This is a genomic window from Corallococcus sp. AS-1-12 (assembly GCF_020036995.1).
GTDB lineage: Bacteria > Myxococcota > Myxococcia > Myxococcales > Myxococcaceae > Corallococcus.
In genome coordinates, this window is sequence record NZ_JAIQDD010000012.1 from 36723 (window position 1) to 52110 (window position 15388).

Below are 15388 nucleotides of genomic sequence, written 5' to 3' on the forward strand. Positions count from 1 at the left end.
GTGCTGACGGCCAAGGGGGACGGTGTTATGGCTGGGCGCGATGGCTGCCAAGGCGAACGGCGAGGCGTGTGGGCAGTGCGGTGGGCGGACGTACCTCATCGAGCGGCGCGGAGAGCTCGCGACCGCGCGGGTGTGTCCGTGCTCGGTGGACTGCCCGATGTGCGGTGGACGCGGGCACAGGCTGGTGGAGAAGGAAGGCACCTTCAGCGCGAAGGTGGGCCCCCGGACGTATGAGGTCCTGGAGCCGTGCGTGTGCACGCTCCGGCGCACGCGGGTGGCGCTCTACAACGACGTGCAGATGCCGGGCGTCATGGCGCACGCGTCGTTCGACAACTACCGGCCCTTCAACGAGGCGCAGGACCGCGGCCGCGGCGTGGCGATGCACTTCGCCAATCAGTACGTGAAGGGCGCGACGAACAAGGGCTTCGTGCTGAGCGGGCCTGTGGGCACGGGCAAGACGCACCTCATGGCCGCGACGCTCGGGCACCTGGTGCTGGAGATGGGCGTGAAGTCCCGCTACGTCGAGATCTCCCTCCTCTACGCGACCATCCGGCGCGGCTTCCAGGACGGCAAGAGCGGCGGGGAGATCATCGGGCCCCTGTCGGAGGTGGAGGTGCTCGCCATCGACGAGCTGGGCAAGGGGCGCGGCAGTCCCTTCGAGATGGAGACGCTCGATGAGCTGATCGCCCGGCGCTACAACGCGGGGCGCACCACGCTCTTCGCCACGAACTACTCGCTGGAGCCGGAGCGCAAGGGCGCGCGGAGCAGCGCGCCTTCGGGCTACCGCACCACGGACGACGCCCGCTCCGCCATGAAGGACGCGGAGCTGCTGCGCGAGCGCGTGGGCGAGCGCATCTACAGCCGCCTCTGCGAGATGTGCACCTTCGTGGAGCTGCCGCGCGACACCCCGGACCGGCGGCGCACGCGGCAGGAGATGGACGCGCCGCCGCCCATGGGCGGCATGCGCAACCCGGGCCGGTAGTCAGCGCTGGATGGCGCGCACCAGCGAGTTGCCCGCGTCCGCCACGTAGAGGGTGCCATCCGGCCCCACCGCGAGCCCGGCGGGCAGCACCAACTGGGCCTCCCTGCCGGTGCCGTCGTCCGCGCCATAGCGGCCGCTGCCCGCGAGCGTGGTCAGCTTCTCCGGCTCGCCGGACGCGTTGAAGGTCAGCCGGCGCACGCGGTAGTTGCCGGGGTCGGAGATGGCGAGCGAGCCGTCCTGCAGCAGCGCCAGTCCCAGGTACGGCAGCATCTGGCCCTCCTTCGGGTCTCCGTCGCGGAAGCCGGGCGTGGAGCCCGCCACCACGGTGGTGACGCCGTCGCGCACGCGCACCACGCGCGCCATGCCGCTCTCCACCACGTAGGTGGTGCCGTCCGCGGCCTGGGCCACGGCGGAGGGACGGTAGAGCCAGTCCCCCTGGAGCGTCGTCACCGGGTGGCCGGGCGTCACCATGTCGATGCGGCGGATGACGCTGTTGTTCAGGTCCGCCACGAGCAGCCCCGTGCCGTCCGGGGTGAGGGCCAGGCCCGCCGGCTGGTTGAAGGCCGCGGACAGCGCGGGGCCATCCAGATAGCCCCACGTGGTGCCCGCGAACACCTCCGCCTTGCCCTCCGGGGAGATGCGGCGGATGAGCGCGTTCTCGGTGTCGGACACGTAGAGGTTGCCCAGCGCGTCCGCGGCGATGCCCATGGGGCCCGCGAGGTTGGTGAGCACCGTGCGGATCTTCCCGTCCGGCGACACGCGCTTCACCGTGTTGCCCAGCGAGTCCGCCACCGCCCAGCCGCCGTCCGGCAGCACGGCGACCGCGAGCGGCGCGCCCAGCTCATCCGGCGCCACCTTGGCGCCCGCGTGGCAGCGCTTGCCGGGCTGCCCCGCCACCGTCGTCACGGACGCGGCGAAGGGCCCCATGGGTGAGGGCGCCGCCGGGGGCTGGAACTTCACCAGGTCGCCCGGCAGCTTCCGGCCCAGCGCCTTGTAGAGCACGTTGGCCACGATGCGGCCCGCGCGAGGATCCGCCACGCGGTCCCCCACCCCGGCCAGCTTCTGCACGAAGTCGATGCCGCCCGAGGAGAAGACGTACGCGTCCCCCTGCTTGCGCACCACCATGTGCGCGAAGCCGAAGCCGCCCTGGAGCGACAGCGCGGGGGACTCCGCGAGCACCTCCACGTTGGAGGGCTGGCGGCCGTTGGACACCAGTTGATCCACCTCATAGCCGTTCGCCATCCACAGCGTGTCACCGGACTTCAGGCCCGTGCCGCTGAAGGCCCAGTGGTCCGGGTTGGTGATGACGGTCGGGAAGGGCCACTGGTGCCAGCGCGCGGCGAACTGCACGCCCAGCAGCGCGTTCTCCGGACGGGGCGCGGGCAGGTCGCGGAACTTCACGGTCCTGCGCTGGTCCTTGTACGGGTCCTCGGCCGCGCCCTTGTAACAGGTGACGACGCGGCGCGGCCGGCCGTCCGCGGAGGGATCCATCCGCACCTGCCAGTACGCGTTGTTCGCGCCCAGGTTGATGATGGACCGCCCTTCCGACAGCGCGCGGTCCGCGTGGTCGCGCTGCTTGGAGGACCAGTACTCGTCGTGGCCGGACATGACGAACACCTTCGCGCCACGCAGGAAGTCGTAGCTTTCGTCCATGTCCTCGTCGGTGAAGTAGCCCACGTCCAGGTCTTGCGACTCCAGCCACGTCACCAGGCTCAGGTCGTCCGTCATCAGGTGCCCGGAGCCCTGGCCCCGGTAGTAGGGCCGGTCATAGGAGGACTGGAAGGCGCGTGAGACGCCGTGCGCCTTCATCACGCCCTTCTGATCATCGTAGAGGCTGGTGCCGCCCCAGGTGTTGTACGCCGCCCAGTTCGAGGTGGGGATGAGCACCGCGACCTCCGCGCGCGGGTTGGCGTCCCGCACGAAGAAGGGCACGTAGCGCGCCGGGCGGTCGTCACGCACGAGCTTCACCACGTACACGCCGCGCACCCAGTCCTCGCCGATGGGGATCTCCAGCGTCGGAGACCAGGCGCAGGCGATGACGCCCGTGGACGGATCCGCCGGGCAGTCCGCCTGCCGCGTGCCCTGCACCGGGCCGCCGCGCGCCAGCTCGCGGGCCCCGGCGCCGCCGTAGTAGCCCAGGCGGTAGACGAACCAACTGAACTTGCGCTCCTCGGACAGGGACACCGCCACGCGCAGCGACTCGCCCTGCGTCAGGGTGGCCTTGAGCGGGTAGCCTTCGATTTCACGGCTGTTGGCGTTCTTGTCGATGCGCCAGCCCGTGGTGCCCTTCTTCTGGTTCTCCTTGTGGACGGCGTCCGGGTCGCGCTCGGGCAGCGCGCTGCCGCCATCGGGCAGCGTGCCCGCGTCCGGCTCGTCGTCCGGAATGCCCGCGTCATATTCGGGGACGACGATGCCGCCGTCCGGACCGATGACGCCCGCGTCGTCGTTGCTCAGCGGCGGATCATCATGGCGGTCCCCCGGGGGAGGCGTGCCAGGCGCCGGACCCGCGTCCTTGCAGCCCGAGGCCCCCGTCACCAGGAGCGCCAGCACCACCCCCAGTCCCATCCAGCGCCGCCCGTGAGCCATGCCGCCCCTCCAAGGTATTCAGGGGGAGAGGGTAGGCATCAGGTTCTCAGAGGGAAGCACCCTGCCCCTATTGGGAAAGGAAGTTCGACAGCGGATGTCGGGTCGTCCCCAGGGACAGCACGTAAATCCTCGGATCAACGCGGGTTGCGAGGGCGAGGAGCGTGTCAGCTACCGAGCAGTTCGCGGTGCAACCGGGCCGTGAGGGTCTTCAGGTGCGCCTTGTCCACCAGGAGGGTCACCTGAAGAGGCGAGGTGCTCACCGCATGGACCCGGGCGGACAGGGCTTCCGCGGCGGAGAGGGCCTTGCGCAGCGGCACCCAGTCCGCGTTGAGGCCCACGCCCACACAGGTGACCGTGCCCCAGCCGTCCTGCCAGTCCACGCCCGCGCCGAAGCGCGTGGCCAGCTCGCGCCGGAGGGCCTCCGGGCCGTGGATGTCCGCGAGCGGCACCGCGAGGTACGTGCGCCCCGGCGCGCCCGGCAGCCCGTCATGGGCGAGCGTGCGGCCTCGGACGGCGCGCGCGTCCAGGAACTCCAGCAGCTCCTGGAGGGGCACGCTGGCGTGCGCGACGAGCACGGCCATCTCCGCGTCCGCCGTCACGCCCTTCACGCGGCTGTCGGTGGGCACGGCGAGCTCCTGCACGCTGGTGCCGGTGCCCTGGCCGTGCGCGGTGCGCGCGAGGATGGTGATGCCGCGCGCCTTGGCCCACTCCACGGCCTGGGCGTTGAGCACCTTGGCGCCGGCGCTCGCCAGCTCCTGCATCTCGTCGTAGCTCAGCGACTCCAGCTTGCGCGCGTCCGGCACCACGCGCGGGTCCGCGCTGAAGACGCCGTCCACGTCCGAGTAGATTTCGCACGCCTCCGCGTCCAGCGCCGCCGCCAGCGCGACCGCGGTGGTGTCCGAGCCGCCGCGCCCCAGCGTCGTCACCTCCTTCTTGTAGGAGACGCCCTGGTAGCCCGCGACGATGACGACCTTGCCGTGCGCGAGCTCGTCCTGGATGCGGTAGGGCCGCACCTCCACGATGCGCGCCTGGGCGTGGGCGTCGTTGGTGATGATGCCGCTCTGGCTGCCGGTGAAGCTGATGGCCGGGACGCCCTGCTCCTGGAGCGCCATGGACAGGAGCGCCATGGAGATGCGCTCGCCACAGGTGAGGAGCATGTCCAGTTCGCGCCGGGGCGGGTCCTGGGACACGCTCTTGGCCAGCGACAGCAGGTCATCCGTGGTGTCGCCCATGGCGCTCACGACGACGACCACCTGATAGCCCGCGTCCCGCTTCTGCTTCACGCGCCGAGCGACCTTGCCGAGCTTCTCCGCGTCAGCGACCGATGAGCCGCCGTACTTCTGCACCACGATTGGCATCCACGCCTCGCTTCCCGGGCAGTGTAGAGTTCGCCCCCGCGCATGCCAATCACCGAGAAGCCCATCATCGAGGTGCGCAACCTCACCCGGCGCTACCGCGATCGCGTGGCCATCGAGGACCTGTCCTTCACGGTCGGTGAGGGGGAGCTGCTGGGCTTCCTGGGCCCCAACGGCGCGGGCAAGTCCACCACGATGAAGATCCTCACCGGCTTCCTGCCCCCCTCCGAGGGCAGCGCCAGGGTGGCGGGCTTCGACGTGGCCACGCACCCCATGGAGGTCAAACGGCGCATCGGCTACCTGCCGGAGACGCCGCCCTTGTACCCGGAGCTGACGGTGCACGGCTACCTGGCGTTCGTCGCGGCGCTCAAGCAGGTGCCCGGCCGCGCGGTGAAGGCGGAGGTGGAGCGGGTGGCGGGGCTCACCGGGGTGAGCGACGTGATGGGCCGCGTGCTCCAGAACCTGTCCAAGGGCTACCAGCAGCGCGTGGGCATCGCGCAGGCGCTCATCGGTTCGCCGCCGGTGCTCATCCTGGACGAGCCCACCGAAGGCCTGGACCCCGCGCAGCGCGCGGACCTGCGCGCGTTGATCCGCGGCCTCTCCGGGAAGCACACGGTGTTGTTGTCCACGCACATCCTCCCGGAGGTCACGGTGACGTGCGAGAAGGTCCTCATCCTCCACCAGGGCCGCGTGGTGGCCCATGACGCCATCGACCGGTTGGCGAAGGCCCACGGACAGGCCGAGCACGCGTCGTTGGAAGAAGTCTTCATCAAGCTGACCGCCGCCTGAACAGGACCCCCAAGCGCATGCGCACTGCCCTGGCCATTGCCCGCAAGGAGCTGGCCGTCGCCTTCACCACCCCGTGGGCCTACGCCGTGTTCACGGCGATGGCGGCGCTCTCGTCGTTCTTCTTCGTCAGCCTGCTGGAGCAGTTCCAGCAGGTGCAGTCCCTGGCGCGCGAGCACGGCTGGAGCAAGCTGCCGCCGGACTCCATCGTCTACCGCAACCTCACGGACGGCGTGGTGGTGCAGTTGTGGGGCGTGGTGTTGATCCTCACGCTCTTCGTCGCGCCCTTCCTGTCCATGCGGCTGTTCGCGGAGGAGAAGCGCCAGAAGACGTTCGCGCTGCTGCTCACGACGCCGGTGCGGCCGGTGGACATCGTGCTGGGCAAGTACCTGGGCGGCCTGGGCCTCATCTTCGTCACGCTGGGGCTGACGCTGGTGTTCCCGGTGCTGCTGTCCGTGGTGGGCACGGGCCCGTCGGGCTCCGCGCTGGAGTGGCCCACGGTGCTGCTGGGCTACGGCGCGGTGCTGCTGTGGGGCGCGACGTGCATGGCGGTGGGGCTGTTCATCTCCGCGCTGACGGAGAGCCAGATGCTGGCGGCGTTCCTCACCTTCTCCGTGCTGCTGCCGTGGATGCTCCTGCGGGGCGTGGCCCAGTCCACCGCGGAGCCGCTGCGCTCGTTCCTGAACTACCTGTCCTTCGACACGCAGTTGCAGGGGATGATCCAGGGCGTCCTGGAGGTGCAGGCGCTGGTGTTCTTCGCGTCCGTCATCCTCTTCTCGCTGCTGCTCACCCACCGCGCGGTGGAAGCGCAGCGCTACGCATGACCATGAGAGCGACCCACGTCTCCCGGGTGCTGGGGGCCTTCGGCCTGCTGCTGCTCGCGTCCAGCCCCTTCACGCTGTTCCTCACCTCCGGCAGCGTGGCGCTCGCCGCGGGCAAGGCGGTGCTGGGCGCGGCGATGCTCGCGGCCTACGTCGTCACGCACCGGCAGGAGCTGGGGCGCGCGGGCACGCGCCGCACGGGGCGGTTCCTCGCGTCCTCCGTGCTCACCACGCTGGCGGTGCTGGGCGCGCTGGTGGCGCTCAACGTGCTCGCGTTCCGCGAGAACCGGCGGTGGGACTTGACGCAGGCGCGCATCTTCTCGCTCGCGCCGCAGACGGTGCAGACGCTGGCGGGGCTGAAGGAGAAGGCGCACGCGCTGGCGCTCATCCCGCCCACGCATCCGTCCTATGGGGAGCTGGAGGAGCTGTTCCGGCGCTACCACGAGGCGGCGCCAGAGTCCTTCGACTACGCCTTCGTGGATCCGCGCCGCGACCCGTCCCTGGCCGCGAAGTACCAGCTCAAGGACGGGCAGACCCTGGTCGTGGTCTCCCGCGGAGAAGGCGACGCCGCGCCCCACACCACCCTGCCCGTCCCCGCCGAGCAGGAGCTGACCAACGCCCTGCTCCAGTTGAGCGCGACGGGCGAGCAGAAGGTGTACGTCCTCGAAGGCCACGGCGAGTGGTCCATGGAGACGCCGGGTGAGGGGCTGACGGAGCTGCGGCGCCAGTTGCTGCGCGAGGGCTACCGCCCCGAGCCGCTCAACCTCCTGGGCCGTCAGGAGGTGCCTCGCGACGCGGGCCTGTTGATCATCGCGGGCGCGAAGCAGGCGTACACGGCGCCGGAGGTGGCGGCGCTGCGCACCTACCTGGGTGAAGGCGGCCGGCTGCTCTACTTCACCGACGCGAACACGGACGACGGGCTGGGCCTGTTCCTCGCGGACTACGGCGTGCAGGTGGACGACGGCGTGGCGGCGGATCCGCAATTCAACTCGGGCAACCCGTTCGTCCTGGTGTCGAACTTCTACGGCAAGCACCCCATCACGCGTCCGTTGCAGGAGCGCGGCTTCAACATCCAGCTCCCCACGCCGCGCAGCTTCACGCTCGTCCGCGAGGGCTTCCTGCTGCCCGGCGTGACGGTGGAGCCCGTGCTGCTGAGCTCCCCCTATGCGTGGGTGGAGTCGCGCCCCCTGGAGGACACCACGCCCTCCAGCGGCGAGAAGATGGGGCAGCTCACGCTGGTGGCCGCCGCGTCCCGGGACACGCGCGCGGCGGAGCACAAGCGCTACGACGAGGCGCGGCTGGTGGCCGTGGGGGACTCGGAGCTGCTGCTGGATCCGAACTGGGGCTACGAGGCGAACCGCAACCTGGTGATGAACGCCCTGGGCTGGGCGTCCCATCAGGCGGAGAAGGTCACCCTGCGGCCTCCGGACCGGGAGACGTCCACCCTGGAGCTTAGCGCGGACCAGATGCGGACCCTGCGCTTCGTGTCCACCGACCTGCTGCCCCTGTCGCTGCTGGGCGTGGGGCTCGCGGTCTGGCTGTCTCGGAGGAACCGGTGAGGACCTGCACCGCCGTGATGCTGGGGTTGCTGGCGCTGGGCTGCTCGCGCGACGCGGAGAAGCCCCCTGCCCCGCCGAAGCTCTTCGCGACGGAGCCCGCCGAGCCACGGCGTGGCGCGGCTCCGGCCCCGGCGCCCGTCTTCACGCACCTGACGGTGAAGGCCCGCGGCGCCACCACGGAGCTGGCGCGGACGCCAGAGGGCTGGCGGCTCGTCTCTCCCGTGGAGGCGAAGGCGGATCCGTACGCGGTGGAGGCCCTGGTGCAGCAGCTCACCTCGGCGAAGTTCAAGGCCACGGTGAACGCCTCGCCGACGGACGCGGACCTGAGGAAGTACGGGCTCACGTCCCCGTCGTTCACCGTCACGGCGCGGGCCTTCCTGCCGGATGCCAACGGAGAAGGCGCGGCGGATCCGTCCCGCCAGCGCACCGTGACGCTGGCCGGTGGCGATGAGAACCCCTTCGATGGCTCCGTCTACGTGCGCCGTGAAGGCGACGCGACCGTGTACGCGGCCGACGGCGCCGTGCGGTACTCGCTGGACAAGGGCCCCTTCGAGCTGCGCGCCAAGGAGTTCCTGGGCCCGCTGGACCTCGCGTCGCTCCAGTCCATCGAAGTGAAGGCGAAGGACCACGCGTACACGCTGACGCGCGAGGCGGACGGCAAGTCGTGGCGGATGGAGAAGCCGGAGCCCACCCGCGCGAACGCCAGCCGGCTGACGGACCTGCTCAAGGCCTTCGAGGGCCAGCAGGCCCTGTCCTTCCCGCAAGACACCGCAGCCCTGCGCAAGGCCCTGGGGCTGGACACGCCCGTCGTGGACGCGCGCTTCGTGCCGGCCTCCGGTGAGCCCATCCGCGTCCGGCTGGCGCAGGTGACCCGCGACGGCGCGACCGTCGTCCATGCGCTGCGCGAACAGGGCTCCCGGTCCACGCTGGCGGAGGTGGAGCCCCGCGCGCTGACGACGCTGGACGTGGGCGTGCAGGAGTTGAGGGACCGGCGGGTGCTGTCGTTCCCGCGCGACGACGTGCGGCGCCTGGAGTTCCTCCCCGGCGGCAAGGCCGCGCCCGTGGCGGTGACGCGCGGCGCGGGCAGCGGCGATGCGTGGCAGGTGGAGGGCCCTGGCGGTGGACGCGCGCTGCACTTCCGCGTGGTGAAGCTGCTGGGCCGGCTGGAGGCGCTGAAGGCCGCCGCGTTCGGCGAGGCGAAGGTGAAGCACTGGGAGCGCTACGGCATCAGCGACGCGTCCCGGGGCGTCGTGCTGCGCGACGCGGACGGACGCGAGCTGGCGCGGCTGTGGCTGGGTGACGCCGTGCCGGACACGGAGGACCGGCTCTACGCCCGGGGCTCCGGGCCGGACCTGGTGGAGGTGTCCATGGGCGCGGTGGCGGACCTGCCCACGCGCGCCGCGGACCTCCAGGAGGCGCCGCCCGAAGCTCCGGACGGCGGGGCTCCCGCGCCCTGAACCCGCGCTACACCTCCATCAGGGCGAAGCGCTGCTCGGGCGTGAACCGGGTGAGCAGCGGCATGGCGACGTTGAACACCGGGATGCCGCTCTTCGTCTTCCCCTCGAGCGCGCCGTGGTGCGCGTGGCCGTGGAAGACGTAGGCCGCGCCGTAGTGGTCGATGGGCATCGACAGGCGGCTCGTCCCCAGGAAGGGACGGATCTCGATGTTCTCCCCCTCCAGCGTCTCCGGGATGGGGGCGTAGTGCATGATCACGACCTTCTTGGGCGTATCCAGGTGACTGAGCGCGGCCTCCAGCTTGAGCGACTCCGTGACGGCCTCCTGCACGAAGGACTTCGTCTGGCCCTCGCCGAACGCCTGCAACGTCGCGTTGCCGAAGCCGCCCCCGAAGCCCTTCACCCCCGCGACGCCCAGCACCTTCTCGAAGATGAAGTGGTCCCCGTCGAGGATGTGCACGCCGACCTTGGAGAGCTCCGCGCAGATGTCCTTCACCTGCCCGTGCTCGTAGTCGTGATTGCCCAGCACCGCGGCGCACGGGACGCGCAAGGCCGAGAGCTCCTCGGCCAGCACCTTGCCTTCTTCAATCATCCCGCGGTCCGTCAAATCCCCGCACAGGAGCAGCACGTCCGCGGAGGCATTCACCTGTTTGACGAGCTGACGGAAGCGCCCGTGCTGGTCCTCGCGGCAGTGCAGGTCACCGACCGCTGCCAGCCGAATCTTCGAGCTCGGATCTCGCGCCACGGCTCCCCCCCTCGGGTCTGTCCTGTTCGTCCCACGCCCTGCCGTCCCCAAAGCCCCAGTGGTGGATGTCCACGTGGTAGTTCACCTTGGACACCAGGTTGCCCCGGCACAGCTTCTCGTCCCAACTGCCGTCGCGCACCGTCTGGAGCGTGCGGCTCATCAGCTCCGTCATCACGTAGTTGGGCACGATGTCGCGCTCGCTGGGGTACGCGAAGCGGAACATCATCAGGTGGCTGAGCAGCACCTCCCAGTAGCGGTCGAAGCGCCGGAGGATGCGGTCCCAGTCCATCTCCCGCCCCGCCTTGAGGATGAGGTGGTTGATGTCCGCGCCGTCATAGCGCTCGCGCTCGGTGACGAAGGCCTTGGACCAGATCATCTCCTCGGCCGGCGCGATGAGGCACTCGTAGCCGAAGATGGTGGCCTTCCTGGCGTTGGTGAACCACTCGTCGTCCACCGTCGCCACGCCGTTGCCGGAGGAGAAGATGAAGTCGACGAAGTAGTCACCCTTGTAGGCCTTGTAGAGCCAGACCTCGTCGGGCCGTTCCGTGCGCCAGCCATCCTTCTCCAGCACGTCCAGGGCGCGGATGGCGTCCTGCTTGCGCGGGAACAGGTCCAGGTCCTTGGTGTCGCGGTAGATGCCGGTATAGGTGGCGTAGGCGTACGCCCCCCCCACCACGAACGGCACCCCGGCCTCATGGAGCAGACCGACGGCTCTGGCGCGGGCGTTGATCTCGTCCGGCGCACGCTCCCGCTCGGCCAGCGTGGCGTCCGTACCCATCTCCCCGGGATGGTTCGGGTGTCGTTTTTCCATGGGCGAAAGGTAGGGATGGCCCATTTCAACCGTCGGGCAGGCGGGCGCGGGTGCCCGGAGAGCAGGCAGCCAGACGCCAAGCGCTTGGTTTCACTGTCCTTTTCAGCCTTGAGCGAGCGCCTTTTCTGTTTTTCGGCCGGCCTGTGTCCATAGGGGCGAGTTCACCGCCGCACGGCCCGCACGAGACGGGCCCTGAAAGGACCCCCGACCATGTTCCGCAAGAGCCTGCTGTGTGCCTCCCTGTTGTTCGCCGGTTGCGACGCGGGCCAGCCCGACGAGGCGACGTTCCGGGACGGCCTGCCCTCCAAGGAGATGATGGAGGTGAACGCGCCGAAGCAGAACGGCCAGGGATTGACGGCCGAGGGCCCGTCCGTGGCGGCCATCCAGGGTCAGACGGCTGACTATTTCAAGGCCACCGTGGCGGCCACGGTGGTGGTGAACGGCGGCACGCTCTGGGTGCTGAACCTCATCGAGCAGATCACCAAGTACCCGCCGACGACGCTGGAAGCGGACAAGGCCGTGTGGGGACCGAGCACGGGCCCGATGGAGCTCACGACGTGGCGCCTGACGGTGACGAAGTCGGGGGATGCGTCGTTCTCCTGGGTGCTGGAGGGCAAGCCGAAGGCGGAGGAGGACAGCGCGTTCCGGGCGGTGCTGTCCGGCACGCAGACGGTGGAAGTGAACGCGGACGGAGAGCGCATGCGGGGCTTCGGCTCCGGAGAGCTGCTCATCGACTGGGACGCGGCGTTCACCCTGCCGGGCGCGGATGACAACCTGGGCACGGCGGACATCCGCTACGCGCGCGCCAGCGCCACGTCGCAAGTGACGGTGGACGCGGACTTCCACCAGGTGCGTGACGAGGAGGACGCCGGCCAGCGCGTGGACGCGAAGTACCACTTCCAGGCGTCGCCCACGGCGGGGGGCGACTTCGACTTCGTGACGTACAAGAACATCGACCTGGGAGACCTGACGCGCCTGAAGAAGGAGAAGCTGAGCATCAAGAGCCGCTGGACGGCGTCGGGGGCGGGGCGCTCGGACGTCAAGGTGTCGGGCGGCGACCTGATGGGCGAGGCGACGGTGAACGAGTGCTGGGACGCGCACTTCCTCAGCACCTACTTCCGCGTCAGCCTGGACCCGCGCCAGGGCTACGGGGAGGAAGGGACCTCCTGCGGCGGGTTCACGGCGGCGGCGTACTCGTCGCTGTGAGCCGTGTCGCGGTAGGCTTGCGCCGCGCGTGACCGGACCGACCCCGCTGGCCCTGAAGGTGGTGCCTCCCCGTCCCACCGAGGACCGGCGGGCCGTCCTGCGCGAGCTGTATGTGAAGTACGGCGGCAGCGTGCGTGAGCGCTGCCGCTACCTGCTGAAGGACGCGAGCCGGGCGGAGGACGCGATGCATGACGTCTTCGCCCGCGCGCTCGTGCACGGGGAGTCGTTCCGGGCGGAGGCGTCTCCGCTGACGTGGCTGATGAAGATCGCCACGCACCACTGCCTCAACCAACTGCGCGCGGAAGGGGCGGCGTGGCGGAGGTGGTTCGCGCGGGACGAGGCGGCCCGCTCGGAGGGCCATGGCGGCTCGGAGGCGATGGAGACGCGCGACCTGGTGCGAAAGCTGCTGGCCCGGGTGGACGCGGAGACGCAGGCGGCGGCGATCCACTACCACGTGGATGGGATGACCCTGGAAGAGGTGGCCGCGGTGCTGGGACGTTCGGTGCCCACGGTGCGCAAGCGGCTGGAGCAGTTCGCCAAGCTGGGTGGAGAGGAGCTGAGCGTCCGATGAGCGCGCACGAGTCGAGCTGGACATTGCGCCGCCTGCACGCCGGTGAGCTGCCCCCCCCGGAAGCGAACCGCGTCCGCGAGCACGCGGAGACGTGCGAGGCGTGCGGCGCGGCGCTGAGGTCCTTCGCGGACGCGCAGGCCGCGTTCGAGGCGGAGGTGCCCTTCGAGGGCTTCGAGGCCGGCGTGGAGCGGGCCCGCGCGAGGCAGGCATCGAGAGAGCCCGCGACGCGCACGCAGTGGGTCCGGCCGCTGATGGCGGTGGCGGCCTCCGTGCTGGTGCTGGTGCTGGCGCGTCCGCTGCTGGAGACCGGAGGGAGGACGGAGCCGGTCCCACCGCCCGTCGCGGGCAATCGCATCAAGGGCGGCGCGGGCGCGGAGCTGCGAATCGGTGGAGGCGTGGAGCCGCAGCGGGTGGCGAGCACGGAGGCACCGGAGGCGCTGCGACCCGGTGAGCGCGTGCGCCTGGGCTACACGGCGGACGCGTACAGCTACGTGGCGGCGCTGTCGGTGGACGCGCGGGGCGAGGTGACGCCGCTGTATCCGGAGTCCGGGGACAGCCTCGCGGTGGAGCCGGGCGCGGGGCAGCACTGGCTGCCGGAGAGCGTGGAGTTCACCGGCGCGGGGGCGGAGCGCGTGGTGCTGGTGCTGACGGACGCGCCCCTGTCCATGGAAGCGCTGAGCGACGCGGCCCGGAAGGCCTTCGACGCGGCGGGCCGGGACGTCACGCGCATGGCCCCGCTGGACGTGGCGGGGGCGCAGACGCAGTGGATCCTGCTGAAGCCATGAGCGACGGCCCCGTGAGACAGGTGCTTGCTCCCGTGGCGGCCTGGGCACGGGCCACGTTCACGCGCATCCTCGGACAGGACGCGTGGCGTGCGCCGTGGAGCACCTCTTCAGCGAGCGCAGGGCCTGCCCGCGCGGCGGGGCGCGGACGTTCGTGGGGCGCGGCGATTCCCGCGCTGATGCTGCTCTCCACCGCCGCGCACGCGGACACCCTGCACCGCTTCGCGCTCATCGCGGGCAATGACACGGGCGGCGCGGACACGCGTCCCTTGAGCTACGCGCGCGACGATGCGCGCAAGATGCACGACCTGCTCACGCGGCTGGGCGGTGTGTCCCCGGCCGACGCGAAGCTCCTCCTGGACGACGATGCCAAGGACTTCCTCGTCGCGCTGTCGGAGCTGGAGCAACGGGCCCGCGAGGCGCAGGCTCGCGGCGAGCGCACCGCGCTGTTCGTCTACTACTCCGGCCACGCGAAGGACGGCGCGCTGCGGATGGGGGCCTCACGGCTCGCCTTCGACGCGCTCAAGCGCCGGCTGGCGGACGCGCCCGTGGATATCCGCATCGCCATCCTCGACTCCTGCCGCTCCGGTGCGCTCACCCGCACCAAGGGCGCGCGCAAGGCCCCGGCCTTCGACGTGGAGTCCGGCGCGGCCCGCGATGCCCGGGGCGTCGTCATCCTCACCTCCAGCGCCGCGGACGAGGACTCGCAGGAGTCGGATGCGCTGGGCGGCAGCTACTTCTCCCATCACCTGGCCAGCGGCCTGCTGGGAGACGCGGACCGCAGCGGCGACGGACGCGTGACGCTCTTCGAGGCGTATTCGCACGCCTACGCCCGCACCGTCGCGGACACGGCCGACAGCAGCGCGGGCCCGCAGCATCCGACGTTCAGCTACGACCTGGCGGGCAACGGCGACCTGGTGCTCACCGACCTGCGCGCGAGCGCCGAAGGCCTGGTGGTCCCCGGCAACGCCCCCGCGGGCTCCTACTACTTCGTGGATCCGGGCGGCCTGGTGGTGGCGGAGCTGGACAAGGCCTCGGACGCGGAGCGCCGCGTGGCCCTGGCCCCCGGCACCTACCGCGTGAAGCGCCGGCTCAGCGACCGGCTGCGCATCGGCGAGGTCGAGGTCGCGCGTGGACGCACGACCATCCTGCAGGAGCCGCGCTTCAAGGACGCGCCCTTCTCCGACGACCCCGTGAAGGGGGCGATGCTGGACAGGGGCGCGTGGTGGACGTTCGGCCTCACCGGCGGCTTCCAGTCCTTCTTCGACCCCCAGACGCGCCAGTCCCTCTTCCTCTCCGTGCCCCTCTTCGGCGCGGAGGCCGAGCTGCACGACTACTTCCGCCGCGACTGGGTCTGGGGCTTCGACGCGGCGGTGGGCGGCACGGAGGGCGTGCTGTCCCTGCCCACGCTGGCGGGCCCGGCGTACCGCTACTCGGTGGTGAACGTGGGCACCAGCCTCACCGCCGAGTGGCCCGTGGGGCGCTTCTCCCCCTTCGTGGGCGTGCGCGTCGCGTACCTCGTCATGGGCCGCAAGTTCGATGACGCGGCGTTCCCGGATCAACGCTTCGCCATGGTGTCACCGGGCCTGGCGACGGGCGCGCGCTTCCGGCTCACGCGCCGGTTGAACCTCACCGCGCGCAGCCGCCTGCAGTACCTCCAATACACCGTCGACGCGCAGCGCTCCCTGGGGTTCTGGGAGCTGGCCGCGCTCCTCACGTACGAGCCATGA

13 protein-coding genes are annotated in these 15388 nt (G+C 70.9%); 9 read left to right on the plus strand and 4 right to left on the minus strand.

Going from position 1 to position 15388, the window contains the following annotated elements:
• Window positions 1–40 precede the first annotated feature (40 nt).
• Window positions 41–982 (plus strand): ATP-binding protein, encoded by a 942-nt coding sequence (locus K8556_RS20330; RefSeq protein WP_223741737.1) that lies wholly within the window; start codon window positions 41–43, stop codon window positions 980–982.
• Here K8556_RS20330 and K8556_RS20335 read toward each other — a convergent pair whose 3' ends face one another.
• A complete protein-coding gene (locus K8556_RS20335; protein WP_223741738.1) occupies window positions 983–3568 on the minus strand; it encodes a N,N-dimethylformamidase beta subunit family domain-containing protein in 2586 nt (861 codons plus the stop codon).
• 164 nt (window positions 3569–3732) lie between these two features.
• Window positions 3733–4926, minus strand: a complete 1194-nt coding sequence (locus K8556_RS20340) for an aspartate kinase (RefSeq protein ID WP_223741739.1) — start codon at window positions 4924–4926, stop codon at window positions 3733–3735.
• 42 nt (window positions 4927–4968) lie between these two features.
• On the opposite strand from K8556_RS20340, the gene K8556_RS20345 reads away from it, so the two are divergent.
• The 4 genes from K8556_RS20345 to K8556_RS20360 are packed head-to-tail and all read left to right on the plus strand — an operon-like array spanning window position 4969 to window position 9546.
• A complete protein-coding gene (locus K8556_RS20345; RefSeq protein ID WP_223741740.1) occupies window positions 4969–5712 on the plus strand; it encodes an ABC transporter ATP-binding protein in 744 nt (247 codons plus the stop codon).
• 17 nt (window positions 5713–5729) lie between these two features.
• Window positions 5730–6533 carry an ABC transporter permease gene (locus K8556_RS20350; RefSeq protein WP_223741741.1) on the plus strand — a complete coding sequence of 268 codons (804 nt, stop codon included), beginning with the start codon at window positions 5730–5732 and terminating at the stop codon, window positions 6531–6533.
• A 2-nt stretch (window positions 6534–6535) separates the two neighbouring features.
• Entirely contained in the window at window positions 6536–8089 is a 1554-nt protein-coding gene (locus tag K8556_RS20355) for a GldG family protein (protein ID WP_223741885.1), read from the plus strand.
• On the plus strand, window positions 8086–9546 hold the full coding sequence (locus K8556_RS20360; protein WP_223741742.1) for a DUF4340 domain-containing protein: 1461 nt from the start codon (window positions 8086–8088) through the stop codon (window positions 9544–9546). Before K8556_RS20355 ends, K8556_RS20360 begins: the two co-directional genes overlap by 4 nt.
• 7 nt (window positions 9547–9553) lie before the next feature.
• Here K8556_RS20360 and K8556_RS20365 read toward each other — a convergent pair whose 3' ends face one another.
• Both K8556_RS20365 and K8556_RS20370 read right to left on the minus strand, forming a co-directional pair.
• A complete protein-coding gene (locus K8556_RS20365; protein ID WP_223741886.1) occupies window positions 9554–10258 on the minus strand; it encodes a metallophosphoesterase in 705 nt (234 codons plus the stop codon).
• Window positions 10242–11066 (minus strand): nucleotidyltransferase, encoded by an 825-nt coding sequence (locus K8556_RS20370; protein ID WP_223741743.1) that lies wholly within the window; start codon window positions 11064–11066, stop codon window positions 10242–10244. The genes K8556_RS20365 and K8556_RS20370 overlap by 17 nt, the downstream gene beginning before the upstream one ends.
• Before the next feature lie 243 nt (window positions 11067–11309).
• Here K8556_RS20370 and K8556_RS20375 point away from each other — a divergent pair, with 243 nt between their 5' ends.
• The 4 genes from K8556_RS20375 (at window position 11310) to K8556_RS20390 (ending at window position 15388) form a co-directional block, all read left to right on the plus strand.
• Window positions 11310–12305, plus strand: coding sequence for a hypothetical protein (locus tag K8556_RS20375; protein WP_223741744.1), 996 nt, complete (start codon window positions 11310–11312; stop codon window positions 12303–12305).
• 28 nt (window positions 12306–12333) lie between these two features.
• On the plus strand, window positions 12334–12876 hold the full coding sequence (locus tag K8556_RS20380) for a sigma-70 family RNA polymerase sigma factor (protein WP_223741745.1): 543 nt from the start codon (window positions 12334–12336) through the stop codon (window positions 12874–12876).
• The gene (locus K8556_RS20385) at window positions 12873–13661 is read left to right on the plus strand and encodes a zf-HC2 domain-containing protein (RefSeq protein ID WP_223741746.1); all 789 of its coding nucleotides are present in this window, start codon (window positions 12873–12875) and stop codon (window positions 13659–13661) included. Before K8556_RS20380 ends, K8556_RS20385 begins: the two co-directional genes overlap by 4 nt.
• 176 nt (window positions 13662–13837) lie before the next feature.
• Window positions 13838–15388 (plus strand): caspase domain-containing protein, encoded by a 1551-nt coding sequence (locus K8556_RS20390; RefSeq protein WP_370639951.1) that lies wholly within the window; start codon window positions 13838–13840, stop codon window positions 15386–15388.